Raw genomic sequence first — 23,747 nt, forward strand, 5'->3', positions numbered from 1 at the left:
AAATGGTTATACATCAGCATTTATCCATTCCAACCTTACAAATTGATCAATATCTTTTACGATTGATCCAAAAAAAGGATATCAAAAGCATACATAATCATATTAATGATTGGAATATTGCAAAAATGCTGAGTGACGTGCCATTTCCTTACCCACAAGAATTATTGGAAAAATGGTTTGAAGCCACCCTTCAGCAAATCAAGGCAGGACAATCCTATCACTTTTCAATTATCGATACACAAACCAATCCGGACACAGTTGTAGGTTGTATAGGTTTAACCCTGAATATGGCAGAACAATCTGCCAAAATAGGATATTGGGTTGCTCAGAGATACTGGGGCAATAATATCGCTACCCGAGCCTTGAAACGCTTAACAAATTGGGCGTTAGCCAATCTAAATATCAATTACATTCATGCCACTGCCGCTGATGACAATATTGCCTCTATAGCGGTTTTGAAAAAATGTGATTTTCAACCCTATGGTCAGGGCAAGGAGAAATTTTTAGCTCGTGCTGTTGAACAACCCGTCTCATATTTCCTTTTACAACGGGAAGATATTTGTCCCAACAATCTCAAACCCAATCAAAGTATTTATACATCAAAAGAAAAAAAAATATTGTTAGTTGTAGCCGCCGCACTTATTGATATTGAAGGGAGGCTTTTACTCGCCCGTCGTCCGGAGGGAAAATCAATGGCAGGAATGTGGGAATTTCCAGGCGGAAAAGTTGAACCTGGGGAAACACCTGAAACAGCATTGATTCGAGAATTGAAAGAAGAAATAAATGTCGATATTTCTAAAAGCTGTCTCGCCCCATTCACATTCGCATCCCATGAATATCAGGATTTTCATTTATTGATGCCATTATATGTATGTCATCGTTGGAAAAATGACCCCATACCAAGAGAAAAACAGCAACTTGCATGGGTTACCGCCAATGAGCTTGACCGTTATCTTGTCTTGGAGGCTGACAAACCATTTATTCCACTCTTGAAGGATTTACTCTTCTAATCTTACCTCGTCAGGAATATGAAAAATATTCTGCCTTTTTCCAGCAATATTATTGTCAAAAGTGAATAAGGCACCAGCTTTTGGATATTTTTCAAGATCTTTTTTTGATATTTTGGCACGTGCCGATGTAACAAAAGCCGTTTTTAAATCATTACCACCAAAAGCTATTTTGGTTAAATTCGGACAAGGAAAATCTATTGATTTCAATTTTTGTCCATCAGAGGAATAGACATTTATTTTATATCCTTGATAAAGACAAACCCACAGATTGTTCTCGCAATCAAGCGCCATGCCATCAGGATATCCTTCCATTTCTTTTAAAAAAAGTCGTTTGTTTGCAAGTTTTTGCCCATCTTCAATATCAAACGAAAAAATTTCATGTGCATTGGAATGACTGCAATATAGGATCTGTTTGTCTTCATCAATTACAGGCCCATTAAGTACCGCATATTCCCTATCCTGCCTTATTACATAAGGTTTAGCCTGATCCCATTTTAACAAATAGAGGGATCCTGTTAATTTTTTTTCTTTTTCATCCATTGATCCAAACCAAAGTTGACCTTTGGCATCAACATATCCATCATTAATTCGATTATTTGGAAATTTTTCCTCTAAGGGATAAAATAACGTCACACTGCCATTAAATAGGCTAAACCAATATAAACCGTCTTCCATACCGCATAAATAAACAGATCGATTGGTTGGAAAAAAAAATGTAGGTTTCTTGTGAGTATTCCAGCTTTTCTTCTGATTGTCATTTAAGCGGTATTGATGAATTTTTTTGCCCTCAATATCAACAAAATAAACCGCTTTTTCAGAGGCATTCCACATAACCCCCTCCCCCAATTCTGATTGGGTTTCCCAAATGGCGGATGGACATGACGAATTAATTGTAATCATTATAAACCCCTTTTTGAAAGGCTTTTTAAATTAAACAAAAAGAAATTCAATATTTGCAATAATAATTATTTTAACATAAAACTGTTTATACTAAACATTTACTTTGGAATTTTCTTAAACAATTCTTAATTTTAAATATAATTCTCTGTAATTTTTCAGTACTTAAATATTGTAACCGTTTTAACAATTGGACTTTTGTAAAATGACTCTAAATCCAACTGCTTCAATTATGGTTATCGGAAATGAAATTCTTTCAGGCCGTACCCAAGACGTGAATATAAATTATATTGCGAAAGGATTAACCTGTTCCGGAATTAAACTCATAGAAACCCGTATCATTCCTGATGATCAAAAAATAATCATCAAAACAGTTAATGAATTACGTGCTGCATATGATTATGTGTTTTCTACAGGGGGAATCGGTCCTACCCATGATGATATAACTTCCGAGGCTATAGCAGAGGCGTTTGGTGTACCCAATCCAATTCATCCAGAAATATCCCGATTATTGGAAGAACATATTGGCAAGGAAAAATATAATGACGCCCATAGAAAAATGGCTCGTTTCCCACTAGGGGCTACGCCCATTCCCAATCCTGTATCCGTAGCGCCGGGATATGTAATCAACAATGTATATGTTATGGCTGGCGTTCCCCAAATCATGCGTGCAATGTTTGATCAAATATTGCCCACCTTACACCATGGCAAGCCAATTGTTTCAAAAAGCTGGTACGCTTTTCATGCCTCTGAAGGCAAAATTGCGCATGATCTAGCACATATACAGGATCAATTTCATAACCTTGATATTGGATCTTATCCATTTTATAAAAATGAAGATCAAAATGGAATAGCATTGGTTGTCAAAGGTCAGGACCAAGATGCCGTTCAGCGTGCCGCTCAACAAATCCATCAGTTGTTTATCCGGATGGGATACGACCCACACGAAGGTGAGCCCATTTGAACCCTGGTTTTAACTAGTTTATTTCCTCACGCCCCATGGCAAGGAACTTATTTCTACGTTTAGCCTGAAGAACCTGTTCTGGAACTAAGGCGAGTTCGCCAAATGCAGCTTCAATCGCCTTTTGAACATTACTGATCGCAGTTTCTGGATCTCGTTGCGCTCCACCAACCGGTTCCTCGATAATTTGATCAATTAATTTGAATTTCAACAAATCCTGAGCCGTCAAACGTAATGCGCCTGCCGCCTGAGCCGCTTGTGATGCATCCCGCCATAATATGGAGGAACAAGCCTCAGGAGAAATAACTGAATAAATCGCATGTTCAAGCATCAGAATTTTGTCAGCCGTTGCCAGAGCGATTGCCCCTCCCGATCCACCTTCACCAATGATAACGGAGACAATGGGAGTTGTTGCCCTAAGGCATGTCTCAATTGATTTTGCAATGGCCTCAGCCTGACCATGTTGTTCTGCATCAATCCCAGGCCATGCTCCTGGCGTGTCAATCAACATGATAATCGGTAAATTAAATTGTCCTGCCAGTTTAATTAAACGTTGAGCTTTTCTATATCCTTCAGGCCTGGCCATCCCAAAATTATGCTTTAGTCTTGTATCAAGATCGGAACCTCGCTCTATCCCTATCACAACAACAGATTGCCCTTTGAATCTTCCCAATCCACCGATAATGGCATGATCTTCTGCATAAAGACGATCCCCTGCCAATGGCATGAAGTTTTCAATCATACCTTTGATATAATCCAAAGCATGCGGACGTTGCGCGTGTCGTGACACCTGAACTTTTTGCCAAGGTGTTAGTTTGTTATATATAACTCGCAGCTGTTTTTCAGCCTTTTCCGTAAGCGTTTGCAATTCTTCGGCAATATTAATTTCTGTGGCGGTTTCAACACGTTGCAATTCATAAATTTTATTTTCGAGTTCTGCAACGGATTTTTCAAAGTCCAAAAATTGACGCATGATTATAAAAGATTACCAATTAAACGTTAATAACAGATCAGTGTAATGTATATTATCAATCAAATAAATTTTTAATTGTATAAATTACAATATTTTTTTAATAAAATTATTTTTTCATACTCAGGGGATGAAAATCCTGCACTATTTTTTTTAGGTGTTCAGTCTGTAAATGGGTATAAATTTGTGTCGTCGAAATATCAGCATGCCCCAACATCATCTGCAATGAACGCAAATCTGCCCCATGTGCCAACATATGACTGGCAAATGAATGACGTAAAACATGGGGAGACAGCCTGCAAGGATCAAGATTGGCCTTTAATGCAACTTCGAACAATATTTTATCAAATCCCTGCCGCGTTAAATGATTTTGCGGGTTTCGTCCAGGAAACAGAAAGACACTCTTTAAACTCGCATCGTTTTTTTTAAGCACCAATGCCGCTTTTACCGCTGCATCTGAAACAGGTATTAACCTTTCACGTCTGCCTTTTCCGTATATTCGCAAAATTTTTGTTGCTTGCTGAATCTGGTCCTTGCGCAGAGATAACAACTCAGATATGCGTAATCCCGAACTATACAGAATTTCCAAAGCTGCCTTGGCAACAAGTGATCGTCTGTAATCGTCAAGGAATTCACTTGCTGATAACAGGTTAAAAACTTCCTGTTCGCTCAGATATTTGGGTAATGATTGTGGCAAACAGGGGGATTGCATTAAATAAGTGGGATCATCGGAGCAAATATTCTCCTGAACCAAAAAACCATAAAACTGACGCAGACATGACAACCTTCTTATTGCTGTTCGCGCTGTTTTTCCCTCTCGACCCAAAAATTCAAAATATTGATGAATATCACGTTTAGAAACCCTGTCTATTTCTAGATCTCTGGCTTGCAAATAATCCATAAAATCTTTTAAATCAGTTTGATAGGCCTGATATGTATTTGCGGTAACCCCTCTCTCTGCCACCAGCATTTCCAAAAAGAAATCAATCAGATCCCTGTTCATGATTTATTCAAAATCTATTGATTGGGCATTGTATTCAACGCATTTCCAGGAACTTTTCCAGGCTGGGGAATTGTTGGAGTGTTTATCGGAGCACGCGCTGAAGCATTATGAGCGTTTGCATTGTTGTAGGGAACGATAATGGGGGGAGCGCCAGGGACAACAGGTACAGATGGCAAAGTTGTATGTTGCTGGGCTTTGGGAATGGAAATAACCTTGTGAACTTCTCTGATCAGCGTTTCGGGTGTTTGCAAGCCAAAAAACACTACCCCTGCCACAAGCAATATAACTATTAATCCAAAGAGAATAACAAATAATCGACGCATTATGGCTTCCTGATGTAAAATTACTCGTTGATGTTTTAATAATAACAGCTTGATTTCATACCATACTACAATTAATTTTTAATAGTCTGGATTTTATAAATTCTCTCAAAAATTAAATAAAATCTCAATTTATCAATTTTTATTCCTGTATTTGATCGGCCACATGACTGATATACCTAGCAAATTACTAAATCGACCACTTGTTTTAATCGGTCTGATGGGGGCTGGAAAAACAACGATTGGTAAAAAAATCGCAGACTTGCTTTCCATACCCTTCATCGATTCGGATAAAGAAATAGAAACTACGGCTGGATGCAGTATCGCCGATATTTTCGAACAATATGGAGAAGAGGAATTCCGTCGTGTGGAAAACCAGGTTATCCAACGTTTATTGGATCAAGCCCCCTTGATTCTCGCAACAGGTGGTGGAGCCTACATGCATCCGGAGACAAGAAAAACCTTAAAGGAAAAAGCAACCACCCTTTGGCTACATTGTGATCTGGAAACACTTTTCAAGCGCGTTTCCAAAAATACCAACCGCCCCTTATTGAATGTCGATAATAAAAAAGAGATACTCTCCTCCCTTATGGAAAAACGTTACCCTGTCTATGCCGAGGCAGATATTGTCGTTGAATGTAAGGATAAAGACATTGATACAACAATTAATCTTGTTATCTCAGCTCTAGAAAATTCAAGTAAAATGCATATTTTACCCATAACCCTGTCAAAAAATCATTACGACGTAATCATTGGTTCTGATATATTACAGCAATGTGGAACACTGATTTTACCTTTATTAAAGCAAAAGAAAGTTTTTATTCTGGCGGATCAGACAGTTGCCGACCTTCATCTGGACAAACTTATCCATAGTCTTGATTTAGTACACGTAAATTATGAGGTTATCCTGCTTCCTCCTGGTGAAAAAACAAAATCTTTTCAATATTATGAAAAAGTCACGCAAACATTGTTAGAAAAAGGGGTTGAGCGAAATTCAACGATTTTGGCATTCGGTGGTGGTGTTACAGGAGATTTGGCAGGATTTTCAGCTGCCACCGTGTTACGTGGAGTGCCATTCATTCAAATCCCCACCACCCTGCTTTCTCAAGTCGATTCTTCCGTAGGCGGAAAAACCGGTATCAATACATCGGTGGGTAAAAATCTGCTTGGGGCCTTTTACCAACCAGAAGCCGTTCTCGCAGATACAAAGATTTTGGACACACTCCCCCAAAGAGAATTACAGGCCGGTTATGCAGAAATTGTTAAAGCTGGTTTGATCAATGATCCAGAATTATTCAAATGGTGTGAAAAAAACGGTAAAAAAGTCATAAGTAAAGAACATGCCTGTCTGGCCAAGGCCATCGAAATGGCTTGTCAATTTAAAGCAAGGATTATTCAAAATGATGAATATGAACAGCAATCGACAGGCAGAAACCTCCTGAATCTCGGTCACAGCTTGGGACATACCCTGGAAGCGGAACTGGGTTATGATGGTCGTTTACTGCACGGAGAAGCCGTTGCACTGGGTTGCTGCCTGATATTCAAATTATGCACCCAAATGGGAATATGTCCGGAGAAAGACACACAACGTGTCATCCATCATTTCGAATCTGTAAACCTACCTGTTACAATAAAAAGGCTTTCTCAACCCATACGGGCCTCAAATCTTCTTAATCATTTGAAACATGATAAAAAAAGCCAAAACAATAAAATAACGTTTATACTTGTCAATGGGATAGGAAAAGCTTTCACATCACAAGATGTTAGTGAAAAACAGCTGTACAGTCTCCTAATCGAGGACGGTTGTATACAGGACTAAAATTGTTGCATATAAAACACATGAATTAATTCTAATCAATAAAGTATATATGAAAGATTGTCATTCAATAAAATCTTTTATAAATTGCCGAATATCTGAAAATCTTTATAGAAATTAGAAGGTAAAGACCTTTTCTGTGTTTTTTTAGTTACATTACATTAATAACTATAATCACTACATTAAAATCCTTCTAATTTTTCAAAGATATAGATTATAGTAAATTATAGAGTATAAATTTAAAGAGCTTCCGCCTTAATTGGCGGTCTATCGCTCGAAACTTATAAAAGAAGGATGTGTCAAGATGCGTCTTCGCACTGCATTGCTTGCAACGACTTTCGCGGTTGCTACTCCCGCCGCAGCGATGGCTAGCACAATTACTGGCCCTTATGTTAGCTTAGGTGGCGGTTATAACCTTGTTCAAACACAACATGCCCATTTCAAAAATGGTACCAATGCCGGTGGCAGGCCTGATAACGGTAAGGGAACCTCATCAAAACTGCGCCATAATACCGGTTTCACAACCATGGGTTCTTTTGGTTGGGGATTTGGTAACGGTCTCCGCGTGGAAGTTGAAGGTGTTTATAACTACTCCAACATCAGCGGACGTCATGGAACCCCTGTTTCCGCATACAAAACCAAAGGACATGACCAAGGTTATGGCGGATTGATCAATGTTCTTTATGATATTGACTTGCGTCAATTCGGCATTGACGTCCCTGTCACCCCATTCGTGGGTATTGGTGCCGGTTATCTCTGGCAAAATATGGCTCCATTGGATACAGTTTACCGTAATGGCAGTAGAAACCGTATCGGTGGAACAGGTGGAAGCTTTGCCTATCAAGGTATCGTCGGTGCCGCCTATGATATCCCAGGTGTTCCAGGATTGGCAGTTACAACTGAATACCGTATGATGGGTCAATTGGATGATCATCGTTCATACAATTCAAGTGCCTGGGTTGGCGGAAACCATTATAACAGCCACAGAGGCGTTAAAATGGATCACCGCTTCAATCATCAGTTTATCTTGGGTCTGCGTTATGCATTTGACACCGCACCACCAGCACCTCCTCCAGCCCCACCAACTGTAGTTGCTCCACCACAACCATCTGTAGCTCGCACCTACCTAGTATTCTTCGATTTCGACAAATCAGCATTGACACCTCGTGCACGTGAAATCGTAAGAGAAGCTGCTCAGGCTTCAACACGTGTTCAAACAACACGTATCGAAGTTAACGGATATACAGATAACTCTTCTGCACATCCAGGTCCTCGTGGTCAACGCTATAACATGGGTCTTTCAATCAGACGTGCCAAAAGCGTGAAAGCTGAATTAATCCGTGACGGTGTTCCAGCAACAGCAATTGATATTCACGGTTATGGTGAATCTCATCCATTGGTTCCAACAGGACCAAATACACGTGAACCACAAAACCGTCGCGTAGAAATTATTCTTAAATAATTTTAAAGAAATTATCTGAATAATGTAAAAGAGATACTTAGAATTAAGTATCTCTTTTTATTTTGAAAAACAATCAGGCCAATTTATTTTTAAAGGTTCTTTTTGATATCAATCGGTCATAAACAACAATTTTTTCAATTTATCAAATTTGGTATTGTTGGATCATCCGGTCTGGGAATTGATATTCTAGCTGTATACTTGTTACGACCCTTAACTGGATTAACCATGGCAACCCTTGCCGCTTATTTTATAGCCGCAAGTTCTAACTGGTTCATAAACAGACTCTGGACATTTGGAAATATTAATCATCGTCATTCTATTTTTACACAATGGATACGATTTATTATGACCAATATTCTTGGTTTTTGTTGCAATAGAGGAGTTATTTTCTTTTTATTTTTCCTAAATTCGTTTTTTAGGTACTATGCTTTTATACCTTTAATTATTGGTGCAATGACTGGAATGCTAGCGAATTTCCATTTATCGCGCAAATTGGTTTATAATGATTCCATATCAAAAAGGTAAATTATTTTTTTCCAACGTTCCAAAAGGCAGTTTCCAATTGAACAACATCCTTAAACTTACGTAGAATCATTGGATAACGTTGTTCCGCCCCATACTGAAAAGCAATTTGATCCAGAAACATAATACTTTTCTTTACAAGACTGTAATAGCTATCACTTCCGTACGTTTCCAACCAAGATAAATACGGATGGTCCCTTTTATCAAATTCTTGATCATTTAATAAATTCAAACCGATTTCACCGTACCCTATCAAACATGGTAATATTAGAATTACAATATCTAACAAATCACCCTGCATACTTTTTGTAAGCAAATATTGACTGTATGCAATAAGCTCGATTGATTTCCTTTCATTTTCAATAAAGTCAATTTCTATTCCCCATTGCTTGCAATATGATAAATGCAATGGAAGCTCTATTTCGATAAGCCCTTTCAATAATGATAAAAAATATTGCATTTCCCATAATGAATTACTTTTATAAATCGCTAGGGCCTCAACACGACTGTAATCAAGAAGATATAAATAATCCTGAACTAGATATTTTCTAAATTCCTCTGCCGGCAAGCTTCCTTTACCCAGCGCCTTGACAAAGGGATGATGGATAAATTGTTGCCATTCCTTCTGACAATCCTGTCGTAACCGACCAAATAATCCTTCAGAAAATAAAGAATACGTATTTTTATCATTATCAAACATTAAATCTTGACTTTCATGACAAAAGCTTAAATAGCTGTACTGTAAAAAACATTTTGAATAATAATATATACGGTTAGATTAATTTCCATATTACTCTTATCCAGTTCGTTTAAAATATTATTTTAACATATCAGGATTGTTCATTCTACCATGTCCACCACAATGCCAAGCACAAATGAAATACGGTCGCACTTTTTGAATTATTTTTCTAAAAATGATCATCAAATTGTACCATCCTCATCTTTGGTTCCCCAGAATGACCCTACTCTGCTTTTTACAAATGCAGGAATGGTACAGTTCAAAAATGTGTTTACCGGACAGGAACAGCGTCCCTATTCACGTGCCACAACTGCACAAAAGGTTGTTCGGGCTGGTGGCAAGCACAATGATCTTGATAATGTTGGATATACCGCTCGTCATCATACTTTTTTTGAAATGCTCGGAAATTTCTCTTTCGGAGATTATTTTAAGGAAAAAGCAATCTATCTGGCATGGAACCTAATCACTGGCGAATTTGGATTACCCAGGGAAAAACTTCTTGTCACTGTTTATTCGGACGATAATGAAGCAGCTGATTTATGGAAAAAAATAGCTGGCTTTTCCGATGACCGTATTATCCGTATTAACAGTTCAGATAACTTCTGGCGTATGGGAGATACAGGCCCATGTGGACCATGTTCAGAAATTTTCTATGACCATGGCGAAGATGTATTTGGAGGCCCCCCAGGATCCAAGGACGAAGATGGAGACCGTTTCGTAGAAATATGGAATTTGGTTTTCATGCAATATTTTGAAAATCCACCAGGTACACGAAATCCCTTACCCCGTCCATCAATTGATACAGGAATGGGATTGGAACGATTTGCCGCAATTATGCAAGGGAAAAGAGACAATTTTGATATTGATACTTTTCAGGTCTTGATCAGGGCATCTGCTGAAGTTACTAATACAGATCCATTTGGTCCCCATAAAGTCAGTCATCGTGTCGTTGCAGATCATCTTCGCTCTTCGGCTTTCCTTATTGCTGACGGTGTCTTACCGTCCAAAGACGGACGTGGTTATGTATTACGTCGTATTATGCGCAGAGCCATGCGTCATTTACACATGATCGGCACTCAACAACCGGTATTTTACAAGCTTTTACCTGCATTAATCGAGGAAATGGGAAGCGCCTATCCTGAACTGATACATTATGAAACTTTGATTTCTGAAACCTTATACAATGAAGAACAACGTTTCAAATCAATGCTAGATCGAGGTCTTTCCCTTTTGAATGAGGAAAGCGGCAAGTTACCGTCACATGGTAAATTGCCTGGTGATATTGCTTTCAAACTGTATGATACTTATGGTTTCCCTCTGGATTTAACAGCTGACGCGCTTCGTGAAAAAGGATTAACCGTTGATCACGAAGGCTTTGATAAAGCCATGGCCGAACAACGTAACCGAGCCAGAGCCGCATGGGTTGGTTCCGGTGATAATGCAACTGAAACAATATGGTTTGAACTCAAGGATAAATTTGGACCATCTGAATTTCTTGGATACAAGAATAATAGAGCTGATGCTGAAATTCAAGCAATTATCATTGATGGTCAATTGGTAAACCAAGCAGAAGAAGGTACAGAAATCAGTATCTTGTTAAACCAGACCCCCTTTTATGGTGAAAGTGGTGGTCAGGCCGGGGATCAGGGAATCATTTTCAATAAAAACAGTATTATCGAGATTAAAGATACGCAGAAGAAACTTGGCGAACTGATCCTCCATCATGGAATTGTAAAAAAAGGCCAGATTAAGATCAATGATACGGTAACGGCTGAAATTGATACTGCTTACAGACAGACAATTCAGGCACATCATTCTGCCACCCATCTGTTACATCGTGCATTGAGAGAACAATTCGGGACACATGTCACCCAAAAAGGAAGTCTGAATACAGCAGAACGCTTAAGATTTGATTTCAGTCTCTCCAAACCGATTACACGCAATGAACTGGATATTGTCGAAGCAAAGGTTAATGCACAAATCCGGAAAAATTTACCGGTCAGAACGCAAATCATGACGCCGGAACAAGCTAATAGACTTGGTGCAATGGCATTGTTCAATGAAAAATATGGTGAGGAAGTCCGTGTGGTTTCAATGGGAAATGGAGATGATATTGCCAATCCACAAACGGCATGGTCCATTGAACTTTGCGGTGGAACCCATGTCAATCGCACCGGAGATATAGGTTTATTTCATATAATTTCTGAAAGCGGGGTGGCTGCCGGAATAAGACGTATTGAAGCCGTTGCCGGTTTGGCCGCGGAAAATTATTTCAAACAGAATTTAAATATATTAAATGAAATAGCCTTTCTTCTTAATACTGCCCCTGTACAACTTACCGATAGAGTGCAGTTATTATTAAACGAAAGAAAAGAGCTAAAACAGCAAATATCCAAATTGCAGCACCAATTGACAATCGGCAAAGACATGCAAAATGACATTGAGACAATCAATGGCATTGAACTTATTTTCCGTGATGTTGGTGAAATCCCGCCAAAAGAATTAAAACCTTTGGCTGAAAGTCTTGTTAAACAGCTTCAAAATGGAATAGCTGTCGTATTGTCATCCTTTGATCACAAAGCATCCATCGTTGTTGCCGTAACTGCTGAATTAAGCAAAATTGTAAGTGCAATTGATTTGGTTAGAATGGCGAGTTCGATTGCGGGCGGTAAAGGTGGTGGTGGAAGACCAGATATGGCGCAAGCTGGAGGACCTGATATTAATAAGGCAAATGATATTTTTGAGAAAATAAAAAGCCATATCAATTCTTTATGATACTGAATTCAAGGCAGGCTCATCATGACCTGCTTTTTCATTATAATTATTGGTTATTTATCCTGCATGATCATACTTTCGCCGTAAAATTGTACATAATATCATACAGTTAGCTGTTCAATTCATTCCGAAATGAAAGATCACAATATGTCGGAAAACAACCCTCAACTAACCCTCCTTGATATTTTAAAAGGTGTAAAGAAATTTCGAACGGATATTTATCCGGAACGTAAAGAATTATATTGTCAACTTGCCAATGGACAATCCCCTAAAACACTTTTCATAACTTGTGCAGACAGTCGAATAAGTCCTGAATCCCTGACCCAGCAACCTCCCGGAAATTTATTTGTCTTGCGTAATATTGGCAATATTGTACCTGCTTATGGTAACAGCTTCGGGGGAGTAACATCCGCAGTTGAATATGCAGTTTCCGCCCTAAAGGTTTCTACAATTATTATTTGTGGACATTCTGATTGTGGCGCGATGAGTGCCCTTATACATCCTGAAAAATTGAATTCAATGCCAGCCGTAAGAAAATGGTTGCAATATGCCGAAACAGCCCATGCCATTACGGACGCACTTTCTGCCACTGATGTCGGCCCCGAAAGCATCCAAAGTTTAACGGAACACAATGTCCTGCTTCAACTCGCACATTTAAGAACTCATCCTTCAGTTGCTGGTGCCTTGGCAAAAAAAGAAATTATTCTTCAAGGATGGTATTATGATATTCCAAAAGGTAAGATTTATGTGTTAGATGAAGAAACAAGAAATGATATGACCGTCGATGAAGCTATTTCCATGCTGCAGAATCGTATCAACCAAAATACCAAAGCTTAAGAAAACTATTGCTGTATTGAGCTGCTGGTTTGCTTTTTTTGCATCTTTTACGCTGCATGCCAGAACAATCAAGATAACCACCTGGAACACAGAGTGGTTATTATCAAAATCAGATCTTGATAAATATGAAATACCAAATGATATTCAAGCAAGGCACTTCAAGAATTTCACAAGATTGTCTTTATATGCAAGAAAATTGAACAGCGATATAATTGCCTTACAGGAAGTGGGATCAGTCGAAACCGCAAGACGAATCCTTCCTGAAGACCAATATGATTTTTATATAACTCAGGATAATATCGCCCAACATCCTGTCCTGGCCATTCGAAAAAAACTTTCTTACAATATTATAAAAAACCCTGATCTTACCGCTTTGAGTAAGAATGACAAAACCCATATTTTACGAAGTGGTCTTGATCTTACCCTATACGATCATCGCATAAATATTCGAATTCTGGTTGTACATTTAAAGGCTCATTGCCCTGAAAGATCTCTTTATTCCCAACAAAAAGCATGTAATATCTTGAATCAACAGAAAATAATTATCCAAAAATGGATTGCAGACAGAATAAAAGATAAACAGGCTTTCATTATTTTAGGAGATTTTAACCGTATAGTGTCATTTAATGATGAATTTTTTCAATCCTTGTCAACGGAATCTAGTTTATCAATCCCAACATCTCAACTTGCTTCACCATGCTGGGGAGGCAATTATTTTCTTGATGGATTTATTTTGGATCCCATCTCAAGTGAATCCATTATTCCTAATACGTTAAAAGTATTGGTATACAAAGAAAAACAATATATGATGCATGCTGATCTGTCAGATCATTGTCCTGTCTCTTTAAATTTGTCTTTGTAACAAAAAATGATTTGTTCTTTTTTACACCAAAGATTTTTTTAATTTCCTCAATAATAAAAGCCTTTTATCACCTAATTTTTAAAAGGATCAATCTTGCTAGAAAGGTTAACCCTTTTATGATTTAGACAATGAAATCAGTTAATATTAGAAACTATCGTCTCCCCAGCCTCCATCATCACCACCCCAGTCACCACCATCATCAGAGCCCCAATCAGCAGAATCTCCAGAATTACCCCAATCTGTATCATTTCCGCTGTTACTGAAACCATCATCAGCATAATTATCAAATCCGGCACCAGAATTGTTACCAGCATCAAAATTCGGATCAACTGCGGTACCCTCACCCGTAGTAAAGGGATCACTGCCAGCTGCTGTTCCTGCAAACGGATCATTCGGATCTGCAGCAGACATTGGTGCAGCACCATTAACTGCATGATGGCCACCAAACAATCCACTCAATGCATTATAAGCCATCATACCCCCGGCAACACCAGCTGCCGTCGACAATGCACTGCCTAAAAATCCATTTCCACCCCGATTAAACATTCCTCGTTGATAACCTGGGGGATAATTCACAGCCGGAGGTTGTTGCTGTCCATAAGGTGTATTCATAGACTGATTTGTTTGTAGTTGTGGCCGATTAGGATTTCCTCCCCATCCTGGCGGCATTTGTTGGGATTGAGGCGACATTTGAGTTTGCGACCGGTTTCCACCACCAAAAAGCCCTCCCAGAAATCCTCCTGAACGAGGTTGGCTTGATTGGGCCTGAGCCTGTTTCAGCTGTTGAATCTGTTGTTGCATCTGCTGTAATTGCCATTCCAGCTGACGAATACGATTCTGAGATTCAACCAAGGCGGCTTCCTGAACAATGGCCATTTGTGTCATACGATAGCCCGCTTCAGGATATTTCTGCAAATTACTGTTAATCAGTTGATTGGCTTCAGAATCAATAGGGGGTAACGGACTGGCTGTTCCAACCGTATTTGGAGAAGCTGTTTTTTTCCCACTGACACGTTCAAAAAATTGATTGATCAATTGCTGTTCGTCATTATTCATCTTTGATTAACCTTTAAAATTATCTTTGGATTTCTCTTTATATTTTAATTATAAGACAAATTTTTGAAGATGATTCACTTTTCTTGTCATATCATCAAGATCGTATTATTTATTTAATCTTATTCGTAACCATCGATAGACTAAAAAATAATTAACACTTATTATTCGTTATTTTTGCATTCTTTTGGAATTATATAATTCATGCCATCGCATACACCCTTTCAACCAGCTTCAACAAAAAAAACGTTATCATTCCAGGGACTGATCTTAAAGTTACATGAATTCTGGAATTCTCAAGGTTGTGCATTATTACAACCTTATGATCTTGAAATCGGCGCGGGAACATTATCACCACACACGACATTACGAGCGTTGGGCGACAAACCCTGGAAAGCGGCCTATGTTCAACCCTGTCGGCGTCCAACAGATGGACGATATGGTGAAAACCCCAACCGTTTACAACATTATTATCAATATCAGGTTCTACTGAAGCCATCCCCTGAGAATAGTCAGGAACTATTGCTTGAAAGTTATAAAGCCATCGGTATCAATCCAAAAGAGCACGATATTCGTTTTGTTGAAGATGACTGGGAAAATCCCACAATTGGCGCGTGGGGACTTGGATGGGAGGTTTGGTGTGACGGTATGGAGGTCACTCAATTCACCTATTTCCAGCAGGTTGGCGGGATAACAACCTCTATTCCTTCAACTGAACTTACATACGGCCTTGAACGATTGGCCATGTATATTCAGGGCGTTGAGAATGTCTATGATTTGGCCTTCAATGATCACGGGCTGACCTATGGAGAGGTTTTTCTCAGGGCTGAAAAGGATTATTCCCGTTACAATTTTGAATGTGCAGACACGATCCTTCTATTCAATCATTTCAAGGATGCAGAAAAAGAATCCAATGCGTTGGTCCAACAGAAACTTGCTCAGCCAGCCTACGATCAGTGTTTGAAAGCAAGCCACTTATTCAACCTGCTTGATGCCCGTGGAGTCATCAGCGTGAATGAACGCGCTTCCTATATTGGTCGCATTCGTAATTTGGCAAAACAATGTTGTGAAACTTGGCTGGCAGAGGAAAAATAATATGTCGGAATTGTTTATTGAACTATTATCGGAAGAAATTCCCGCACGCATGCAAAAGCAAGCCATGGAAAATCTTAACCGTTTACTGAATAATGCGCTGATCAATCTTAATCCCACTGATGCTAAAACATTCTCCACACCAAGACGTATCGCTGTTTCTATGCAGATTGACGCTACCATTCCGGCACAAGAGCTGGAGGAAAGAGGACCACGAATTACAGCCCCAGAAAAAGCGTTAGAGGGTTTTTTACGCAAACATGCAGCTCAAAAAAATGATTTAATTGAAGAGAACGGTTTTTGGGTTTTGAAAAAAATTAAGCCTGAACAATCAGCCAGCCAATTTATTCAAGAAAAAATTCCGCAACTTTTATGGCAATTCCCCTGGCCTAAATCACAGCGTTGGGGAAATGGCAGCCAATTTACATGGGTTCGCCCATTGCATCGCATCACCTGTATTCTAAATGGTGAGGTTGTTCCTTTTACCTTGGCAAAAGAAAATGATGATGCGCATGGATTATCCAGCGATCAAATCACTGAAGGCCATCGTTTTCTTTCTCCTTCCCCCTTTACCATCCACAATACAAAACAATGGCAGGAAACATTGTTTTCCCATTATGTTATTGCCGACTCTGAACAGCGTCGCAATAAAATTCTTGCAGACATATCCAAGCTTGCAGAAAATAACAAACTTCAACTCGTTTCTGATGAAGGACTTTTAAACGAAGTTACGGGACTTGTTGAATGGCCCGTCGCGTATATGGGTAAAATTGATTCCATTTTCATGGATTTGCCACAAGAAGTAATGCAAGTTTCAATGCGAGTGAATCAACGTTATTTCGCACTGAAAAATCAAGATGGCTCACCAGCAGCACGTTTTATTTTTATAGCGAATATTATTAGACCAGACAATGATGGTTCCTTAATCATTGCCGGAAATGAGCGTGTTTTGCGGGCACGTTTTGCCGATGCCCGTTATTTTTGGGAACAGGACCGTAAAACACCACTTGTGTCATATAACAACTCATTAAATGATGTTATTTTTCATGCCAGACTTGGCAGCCAATACGAACGTGTGCAACGTATTGTCAAAATTGCAGGCTTTCTTGCAAACCTGCTTTGCGCCGATGTGGTTCATGCACAACGTGCCGCTTTACTTTGCAAGGCTGATCTTGCAACAGGAATGGTTGGTGAATTCCCGGAACTCCAAGGTATTATGGGGGGATATTATGCTCAACATGATAACGAAAATCCTGCCGTAGCGCTTGCAATCAAGGAACATTACAAACCTTGTGGTCCAAATGACCAGACACCCACTGAACCATGCTCTGTTATCGTTGCACTCGCGGATAAAATCTATTTGCTAACCGCATTTTTTGCCATAGGTGAAAAACCCAAAGGATCTGGTGATCCTTTTGCATTAAGACGGGCTGCCTTGGGGATTATCAGAATCATCCGTGAAAACAATCTTTCTCTTGATTTAGAAAAAGTATTTGAATTCTCCATTTCAACACTTCCGAAAGATTTACAACAAGCTTCAGATCTGAAATTTTTGGCAAATTTCATGAATGAACGACTTATTATTCAGTTACGAAGTGAGGGTTTACGACATGATATTTTATCAGCAGTTTCACAAAAAAATCATTTAACTGATATTTCCGAACTTCTCAAAAAAGTTAATGCCATAAATCAAATTCTTGAATCATCCGAAGGAAAAGATCTTCTGGCCGCTGTCAAAAGAGCAAGCAACATTCTCAGAATTGAAAACAAGAAAGACGGCCCTCATCAAGGTGAACCCGATCCGTCACTTTTCCATACTGATGAAGAAACAAATCTGTACAGTCATTTAAAACAAGCTACACAAATAATTGAATCAGCGCTTGATCATAAGAAGTTTGGATTTGCAATGAATACTATAGCTTCCTTACGCTCTGAACTGGACATCTTTTTTGATAAGACTATTATTAATGACCCAAATGAAATCATTCGTCATAATCGGCTTAAACTTCTCAATCAAATTGATAATGTAGCTAACCTTATTGCTGATTTTAACCAAATTGAAAAATAGTTATATTAGATTTTAGCCGGGTCTGTTAATTCATAAAACAGCTGGGGCTTGACTTTAAAATGAGGTGAATAGGCTGAATCATTTTTATAAACCGTCTTTTCACCCCATTTTTTTTCCATAAATTCTATTTCATATGTGAAACGTTCTTGGTGTTCAGGTCTATCATCACTACCTCTTGAATAGCTTTCATGATGAGTGGCAATCACATCCATGCATACAATAATTCGATAACCTGCCTCTCTTACTTTCAAACATAGATCGACATCGTTATATGCAATTTTTAAATTAATTTCATCAAATCCATCCACCTCATGAAAAACTGATGCCTTTACCAACATCATGGCCGCTGTTACTGCAGTCAATTCCTGTGATAATACAGAACGTCCGACATAACCAAAATCATTCTTGGTCATCCCCCTATTCATATGTTGGGCAACTTCCCCGGGACCGACAATAATGCCTCCATGTTGTATTCTTCCATTCGGATATAACAGTTTGGCTCCCACAATTGCAATATCATCAGCAAATTCCGCCTCATTCAACATGATTTCCAGCCAATCCTCATTTTCGATAAATACATCATTATTTAAGAATAAATAAAAATCGGATTTTATTTTTTGAGCGGCCAGGTTATTCAAACGTGAAAAATTAAATTCTTCTTGTACTGTTAAAAAATTTACAGTCTTTTTTCGCGAATAGTTTTTTATAAACTCTAGAGTTTCTATTTTTTTTGATCCGTTATCAACCAATAAAATATTATAGTGGCTATAATTGGTTCGGTCCAAAATACGGTCAACGCACTGTTTGGTAATTTCAATCTGATCTTTGAAAGGGATAATAATTGTAACAGTTGATTGCGGTATCTTATTCCATGCAACCTTATACATCGTAGCATTCTCTATCGAGCTTACCATAGTTTCTTGACCCTTACGTTTCAAATGATCACTTACACAGTCTACACCCGCTTTTACCGCATATTGTTTATTGGCAATTGTTTCCGCTGTTGAATTCGGAGTAATACGCCAGTGATACAAAATCTCCTGAACATGATGAATTTGCGATGATTTTAAATATTCTGTCAATCGCAAAATAAAATCATGATCCTGTGCACCATTATATTGCGATGACAGAAAACCGACTTTTCTAACATAATCAACATGAATCATGACAAAATGACAAATATAATTACACCCTAACAAATAACGGTAATTAAAATCAGGTTTTAAATTGGGTTCGGTAAATTCACCATTGTTATCAAGCTTATCCTCATCTGAATAAACAAAATAGGCATTATGACACTGCGCTTCCATTATCATCATTTCCAATGCTTCAGGAACCAGCAGGTCATCATGATCAAAAAAAGCAATCCATTGACCTTTTACCTGTTTCAATCCTTCATTGGTAGCTTCGGAAATACCCCTATTACATGTCAGTGTAATTGCCTTGATCCTGTTATCAAACAAAACATATTTTTTGATTTCTCTCTGAATTGATGCTGATTTTCCTCCATCATCAATCAAAATCAATTCCCAATTTTTATAAGTTTGACATAAAACAGAATCAACAGCCTCCCTAAAATGAGATAAATCAGGTTTGTAAACAGGACATATAATTGAAATTTTGGGAGATTTAAGTTTTATCTTTAAATCTTTCAAATTTTGTCTTTTTTTATCAAGTAATTTTGGTAAATTCGAGAAATATTTTTGTGCCCATAGATGATATTCATCAATTACATATTCCGGATAAGCGATTAAATTTTTAATTTCACTTTTTAGGGAATTAATTTCATTATATAGACTATCTATATGCTGATTCATTATTAATAGTTTTTGTTCCAACAAATCATCAACAAGGCTTGTTTGATAGGGGCTGTTTTTCACTTCTATATAATCAGGCATTACATACACGCGAAATTCCGCCTTAAAATGTTTTCGAAGCACTTTGGGTATAACAACCGCAAAACCGCATCTTGGCTCACTATTATAAGCACTTGCCACATCAGGACGATATCTATTGGCCTGAACCGTTTGTAATTCAATCCCATTCATGACAACAAGAATCGAACAGTTTCCTGTATATTCTCCTGTTTTCAAATCCTTTTTCAAAACCCATCCAACAATTGAACCATTCTTCCATCCATCAATAAAAGATTCATATTCTACAGAATCGTTATTTCTTAATAATTGAAAATATACATAGGATACTTGCTTATTATTCTGTTTTGAATCAGAGATTATAAAAGGTGTTTCATCAATAAATTGAAATGACAACTTATGGTTCTTATTATCCCTGTATCTTTCTGGTATGGAAAATTGAAAACCGATATCGCTGCGAAAAAAATTCAGCTTTTGCTGGATAGTTTTATTTTCAATATCGCATTTAATTTCAGCAATCTTTACATCATCGATAAAAGCAGAAACAATTGTAGGTTTTTCAGGTTTAACGACATTAATTGCCCATCCCACAAATACCCCCTCTTTAATTCTTTGACAGAAACCCGTACAGCGAGATTGAGCATTCATGAACCCCATCCTTTTAGTTAACTTAAATTTACTATTTCTTGAATAAAATTATAATTTTTCAAAAATAAATATCATTATAAAAAAAGGTATGTAAATTTTACATACCTTTATTGAACTTCATTTAATATTTTATCACATCAACGGGCTACTAAAACCATAATCATTTGACGATTTTCGATCTTGGAAGTTTGTTCTGGCTTTGCAACCTCTTCCATATCAACACGGAATCGATCCAACAGTTGAACACCCAGTTCTTGATGGGCCATTTCACGTCCACGGAAACGTAACGTGATTTTAACCTTGTCACCACCAGCAATAAAACGCTTTGCCGCGTTTAGTTTTACCTGATAGTCATTTTCATCAATATTGGGTCTTACCTTGATTTCCTTAATATCAATGACTTTTTGTTTTTTACGTGCCTCATTCTTTTTTTTCTGCTGTTCATATTTGAATTTGCCGTAATCAACAATTTTCGCTACTGGCGGATCAGCATTTGGACTGACTTCCAATAAATTCAGTCCAACAGCATAAGCCATTTTCAAAGCTTCACGTGTTGGCACAATACCTAACATTTCACCATCAGCACCAACCAGGCGAACCTGTACAGCACGGATCTCATCATCAACCAAGGGCCCTTCACGATTAGTCGCAGGGGTTATCGATGTTTTTACTATGGTTAAGCTCCTTCTATAAATAAATCATTGAAAAGGGGATTACTTACTCAAAAATTAGAAAATTGAACTTATCAAAAAAATCAATCTTGTAAATAACCCATTTCCTAGATTTAATAATAAACAACTTCTTAAAATACTATAATAGATTTTAAAAAAACTATCTAGTCTTCACAATAAAATTTAGCCTTTCGCCGCGCAAAGGGAACACGTCCTTTATCTGGCGGTGATGCCTCTCGAGACAGTTGATCCATGGCTTCATTCAAAGCCATGATCTCTTGTGATTTTCCACCCAATCGACGTACCGCCAAATGACGTTCTTCCGCCTCCTTGCGCCCAATAACCAAAATGACAGGAACATGTTGCAGACTATGTTCACGAATCTTTGCATTGATCTTTTCGTTTCTATCATCCAATTCCACACGAATTCCCTGGGCTTTCAGCAGGGCAACGACTTCTCGGGCATAATTCTCCACATCATTTACAATCGTTGCCACAACTACTTGGACAGGTGCCAGCCACAAAGGGAAATGACCTGCATATTGTTCTATCAAAATACCAATAAACCGTTCAAATGATCCTAAAATTGCCCGATGAAGCATAACTGGGCGATGTCTAGCGCTATCTTCTCCAATATAAGCCGTCTTAAGCCGTTCTGGCAGAACATAGTCAACTTGCAACGTGCCACATTGCCAATCCCTTCCTATCGCATCACGTAAAACAAATTCCAGTTTGGGACCATAAAAAGCGCCTTCCCCTTTATTAAGCTCAAATTCTACACCAACCTGTTTACAGGCTTCCTTCAAGCTATTTTCAGCACGATCCCAAATCGCATCATCTCCCGCTCTTTTTTCTGGACGATCAGAAAATTTGATGCGGAAACTCTCGAAACCAAGATCTTTGTATACTTCTGACAACATTTGGACAAACAAGGCTGTTTCAGAAGTAATTTGATCTTCTGTACAAAAAATATGCGCATCATCCTGAACAAATGACCGAACACGCATAATCCCATGTAGTGCTCCAGAAGGTTCGTAACGGTGACAGGCTCCAAATTCCGCCATCCGAAGGGGAAGCTCACGATAGGAACGCAATGTATGATTGAATATTTGGATATGACATGGACAGTTCATGGGTTTCAAAGCGTAAATGCGATCTTCATCCTCAACGGAGGCAATAAACATATTTTCCTTGAATTTGTCCCAATGCCCTGATGCCTCCCATAATGAACGGTCAACAAGTTGGGGGGTTCGCACCTCCTCATATCCATAACGACGTTGGACACGCTGCATATAAGCCTGTAATTCGGTATAAATTTGCCATCCTTTGGGATGCCAGAATACGGAACCTACGGATTCATCCTGCAGATGGAAAAGATCCATCTCTTTTCCAATCCGTCTGTGATCGCGTTTTGTCGCCTCTTCCAATTGCGTCAGGTAGGCATCAAGCTCTTTTTGATCACGCCATGCCGTTCCATATATACGTGACAGCATGGCATTTTTTGAATCCCCACGCCAATATGCACCAGCAACCTTCATCAGTTTAAAAGCTTTACCGACATCCCCGGTTGTTCTTAAATGCGGTCCACGGCAAAGGTCAAGCCATTCCCCCTGTCTATAGACTGTGATTGTTTCTGTTTCTGGCAAATCCCGAATAAGCTGGGCTTTATAATGTTCCCCATTGGTTTCAAAATATTCGATTGCTTTCTGCCGAGGCAGAACCTCTCTGACAAAAGGTTCATTACGCGCAATAATCTCATGCATTTTCTGTTCTATTTTACCAAGATCCTCTGGCTTGAAAGGTTCTTCACGGGCGAAATCATAATAAAAACCGTTCTCAATAGCTGGACCAATAGTAACCTGGGTTCCCGGATATAGTTCCTGTACTGCCTGGGCAAGTACATGGGCAGCATCATGACGGATTAACTCTAACGCCGCCACATCTTTTTTTGTAATGAATTTTACTGACGAATCTTCATATATTTCAGTTAATAGATCGACTAATTTGCCATTCAGCTCCATTGCTAAAGCTGCACGGGCCAAACCTGCCCCAATAGATTGTGCAATACTTAAACCCGTAACCGATCCTTCATATTCACGAACAGATCCATCAGGCAAGGTAATAGATGGCATACTTAAAACTCCAGAACGCTATAATAAACCTAATA

General features: G+C 38.5%; 19 protein-coding genes. 10 read left to right on the forward strand and 9 right to left on the reverse strand.

Features of this window, described 5'->3' with window-relative positions:
* Positions 1-2 precede the first annotated feature (2 nt).
* A complete protein-coding gene (locus GM552_RS06170) occupies positions 3-1,010 on the forward strand; it encodes a bifunctional GNAT family N-acetyltransferase/(deoxy)nucleoside triphosphate pyrophosphohydrolase (protein ID WP_155565709.1) in 1,008 nt (335 codons plus the stop codon).
* Here the strand turns inward: GM552_RS06170 and GM552_RS06175 are convergent.
* Positions 999-1,910 (reverse strand): SMP-30/gluconolactonase/LRE family protein, encoded by a 912-nt coding sequence (locus GM552_RS06175; protein WP_155565710.1) that lies wholly within the window; start codon positions 1,908-1,910, stop codon positions 999-1,001. The two genes, GM552_RS06170 and GM552_RS06175, sit on opposite strands and share 12 nt — an antisense overlap.
* Positions 1,911-2,112: 202 nt before the next feature.
* On the opposite strand from GM552_RS06175, the gene GM552_RS06180 reads away from it, so the two are divergent.
* On the forward strand, positions 2,113-2,871 hold the full coding sequence (locus GM552_RS06180) for a molybdopterin-binding protein (RefSeq protein ID WP_155565711.1): 759 nt from the start codon (positions 2,113-2,115) through the stop codon (positions 2,869-2,871).
* 13 nt (positions 2,872-2,884) lie between these two features.
* On the opposite strand, the gene GM552_RS06185 is transcribed toward GM552_RS06180, so the two are convergent.
* The 3 genes from GM552_RS06185 to GM552_RS06195 form a co-directional block, all read right to left on the reverse strand.
* Positions 2,885-3,841 carry an acetyl-CoA carboxylase carboxyltransferase subunit alpha gene (locus GM552_RS06185; RefSeq protein WP_122123833.1) on the reverse strand — a complete coding sequence of 319 codons (957 nt, stop codon included), beginning with the start codon at positions 3,839-3,841 and terminating at the stop codon, positions 2,885-2,887.
* 106 nt (positions 3,842-3,947) lie between these two features.
* Positions 3,948-4,841: a tyrosine recombinase gene (locus tag GM552_RS06190; RefSeq protein WP_155565712.1), complete on the reverse strand. Its 894-nt coding sequence runs from the start codon at positions 4,839-4,841 to the stop codon at positions 3,948-3,950.
* Positions 4,842-4,855: 14 nt separating this feature from the next.
* Complete coding sequence (locus tag GM552_RS06195; protein ID WP_155565713.1) at positions 4,856-5,164, reverse strand: hypothetical protein; 309 nt, start codon at positions 5,162-5,164, stop codon at positions 4,856-4,858.
* A gap of 163 nt (positions 5,165-5,327) precedes the next feature.
* On the opposite strand from GM552_RS06195, the gene aroB reads away from it, so the two are divergent.
* The 3 genes from aroB (at position 5,328) to GM552_RS06210 (ending at position 8,964) form a co-directional block, all read left to right on the forward strand.
* Positions 5,328-6,980: a 3-dehydroquinate synthase gene (gene aroB, locus GM552_RS06200; RefSeq protein ID WP_155565714.1), complete on the forward strand. Its 1,653-nt coding sequence runs from the start codon at positions 5,328-5,330 to the stop codon at positions 6,978-6,980.
* 301 nt (positions 6,981-7,281) lie between these two features.
* A complete protein-coding gene (locus GM552_RS06205) occupies positions 7,282-8,439 on the forward strand; it encodes an OmpA family protein (protein WP_155565715.1) in 1,158 nt (385 codons plus the stop codon).
* Positions 8,440-8,541: 102 nt separating this feature from the next.
* Entirely contained in the window at positions 8,542-8,964 is a 423-nt protein-coding gene (locus GM552_RS06210; RefSeq protein ID WP_155565716.1) for a GtrA family protein, read from the forward strand.
* 1 nt (position 8,965) lies between these two features.
* On the opposite strand, the gene tenA is transcribed toward GM552_RS06210, so the two are convergent.
* A complete protein-coding gene (gene tenA / locus GM552_RS06215; protein ID WP_155565717.1) occupies positions 8,966-9,661 on the reverse strand; it encodes a thiaminase II in 696 nt (231 codons plus the stop codon).
* A gap of 162 nt (positions 9,662-9,823) precedes the next feature.
* On the opposite strand from tenA, the gene alaS reads away from it, so the two are divergent.
* The 3 genes from alaS (at position 9,824) to GM552_RS06230 (ending at position 14,174) form a co-directional block, all read left to right on the forward strand.
* On the forward strand, positions 9,824-12,475 hold the full coding sequence (alaS, locus tag GM552_RS06220) for an alanine--tRNA ligase (protein WP_155565958.1): 2,652 nt from the start codon (positions 9,824-9,826) through the stop codon (positions 12,473-12,475).
* Positions 12,476-12,622: 147 nt separating this feature from the next.
* Complete coding sequence (locus tag GM552_RS06225) at positions 12,623-13,312, forward strand: carbonic anhydrase (RefSeq protein WP_122123839.1); 690 nt, start codon at positions 12,623-12,625, stop codon at positions 13,310-13,312.
* Complete coding sequence (locus GM552_RS06230; RefSeq protein WP_155565718.1) at positions 13,260-14,174, forward strand: endonuclease/exonuclease/phosphatase family protein; 915 nt, start codon at positions 13,260-13,262, stop codon at positions 14,172-14,174. Before GM552_RS06225 ends, GM552_RS06230 begins: the two co-directional genes overlap by 53 nt.
* A gap of 144 nt (positions 14,175-14,318) precedes the next feature.
* Here GM552_RS06230 and GM552_RS06235 read toward each other — a convergent pair whose 3' ends face one another.
* The gene (locus GM552_RS06235; protein ID WP_155565719.1) at positions 14,319-15,230 is read right to left on the reverse strand and encodes a DUF2076 domain-containing protein; all 912 of its coding nucleotides are present in this window, start codon (positions 15,228-15,230) and stop codon (positions 14,319-14,321) included.
* 201 nt (positions 15,231-15,431) lie between these two features.
* Here GM552_RS06235 and GM552_RS06240 point away from each other — a divergent pair, with 201 nt between their 5' ends.
* Complete coding sequence (locus tag GM552_RS06240) at positions 15,432-16,322, forward strand: glycine--tRNA ligase subunit alpha (RefSeq protein WP_155565720.1); 891 nt, start codon at positions 15,432-15,434, stop codon at positions 16,320-16,322.
* 1 nt (position 16,323) lies between these two features.
* A complete protein-coding gene (glyS, locus tag GM552_RS06245) occupies positions 16,324-18,387 on the forward strand; it encodes a glycine--tRNA ligase subunit beta (protein ID WP_155565721.1) in 2,064 nt (687 codons plus the stop codon).
* Between the two features lie 5 nt (positions 18,388-18,392).
* Here glyS and GM552_RS06250 read toward each other — a convergent pair whose 3' ends face one another.
* From GM552_RS06250 to thrS, 3 genes are all read right to left on the reverse strand, one after another.
* Positions 18,393-20,909, reverse strand: coding sequence for a glycosyltransferase family 2 protein (locus GM552_RS06250; RefSeq protein WP_196424862.1), 2,517 nt, complete (start codon positions 20,907-20,909; stop codon positions 18,393-18,395).
* A gap of 137 nt (positions 20,910-21,046) precedes the next feature.
* Positions 21,047-21,568, reverse strand: coding sequence for a translation initiation factor IF-3 (infC, locus tag GM552_RS06255; RefSeq protein WP_370533612.1), 522 nt, complete (start codon positions 21,566-21,568; stop codon positions 21,047-21,049).
* Positions 21,569-21,744: 176 nt separating this feature from the next.
* Positions 21,745-23,712, reverse strand: a complete 1,968-nt coding sequence (gene thrS, locus GM552_RS06260) for a threonine--tRNA ligase (RefSeq protein WP_155565724.1) — start codon at positions 23,710-23,712, stop codon at positions 21,745-21,747.
* Positions 23,713-23,747 lie beyond the last annotated feature (35 nt).

It is taken from the genome of Commensalibacter sp. ESL0382 (assembly GCF_009725775.1).
Taxonomy (GTDB): domain Bacteria; phylum Pseudomonadota; class Alphaproteobacteria; order Acetobacterales; family Acetobacteraceae; genus Commensalibacter; species Commensalibacter melissae.

Excerpts from the sequence above, each read along its gene's own strand:
- alaS (WP_155565958.1), top strand. The coding sequence starts at position 9,824 with ATGCCAAGCACAAATGAAATACGGTCGCACTTTTTGAATTATTTTTCT.
- tenA (WP_155565717.1), bottom strand. The coding sequence starts at position 9,661 with ATGTTTGATAATGATAAAAATACGTATTCTTTATTTTCTGAAGGATTA.
- thrS (WP_155565724.1), bottom strand. The coding sequence starts at position 23,712 with ATGCCATCTATTACCTTGCCTGATGGATCTGTTCGTGAATATGAAGGA.
- GM552_RS06230 (WP_155565718.1), top strand. The coding sequence starts at position 13,260 with ATGAAGCTATTTCCATGCTGCAGAATCGTATCAACCAAAATACCAAAG.
- GM552_RS06240 (WP_155565720.1), top strand. The coding sequence starts at position 15,432 with ATGCCATCGCATACACCCTTTCAACCAGCTTCAACAAAAAAAACGTTA.
- GM552_RS06205 (WP_155565715.1), top strand. The coding sequence starts at position 7,282 with ATGCGTCTTCGCACTGCATTGCTTGCAACGACTTTCGCGGTTGCTACT.
- GM552_RS06235 (WP_155565719.1), bottom strand. The coding sequence starts at position 15,230 with ATGAATAATGACGAACAGCAATTGATCAATCAATTTTTTGAACGTGTC.
- GM552_RS06250 (WP_196424862.1), bottom strand. The coding sequence starts at position 20,909 with ATGAATGCTCAATCTCGCTGTACGGGTTTCTGTCAAAGAATTAAAGAG.
- glyS (WP_155565721.1), top strand. The coding sequence starts at position 16,324 with ATGTCGGAATTGTTTATTGAACTATTATCGGAAGAAATTCCCGCACGC.
- GM552_RS06185 (WP_122123833.1), bottom strand. The coding sequence starts at position 3,841 with ATGCGTCAATTTTTGGACTTTGAAAAATCCGTTGCAGAACTCGAAAAT.
- GM552_RS06190 (WP_155565712.1), bottom strand. The coding sequence starts at position 4,841 with ATGAACAGGGATCTGATTGATTTCTTTTTGGAAATGCTGGTGGCAGAG.
- GM552_RS06170 (WP_155565709.1), top strand. The coding sequence starts at position 3 with ATGGTTATACATCAGCATTTATCCATTCCAACCTTACAAATTGATCAA.
- GM552_RS06180 (WP_155565711.1), top strand. The coding sequence starts at position 2,113 with ATGACTCTAAATCCAACTGCTTCAATTATGGTTATCGGAAATGAAATT.
- GM552_RS06175 (WP_155565710.1), bottom strand. The coding sequence starts at position 1,910 with ATGATTACAATTAATTCGTCATGTCCATCCGCCATTTGGGAAACCCAA.
- aroB (WP_155565714.1), top strand. The coding sequence starts at position 5,328 with ATGACTGATATACCTAGCAAATTACTAAATCGACCACTTGTTTTAATC.
- GM552_RS06225 (WP_122123839.1), top strand. The coding sequence starts at position 12,623 with ATGTCGGAAAACAACCCTCAACTAACCCTCCTTGATATTTTAAAAGGT.
- GM552_RS06195 (WP_155565713.1), bottom strand. The coding sequence starts at position 5,164 with ATGCGTCGATTATTTGTTATTCTCTTTGGATTAATAGTTATATTGCTT.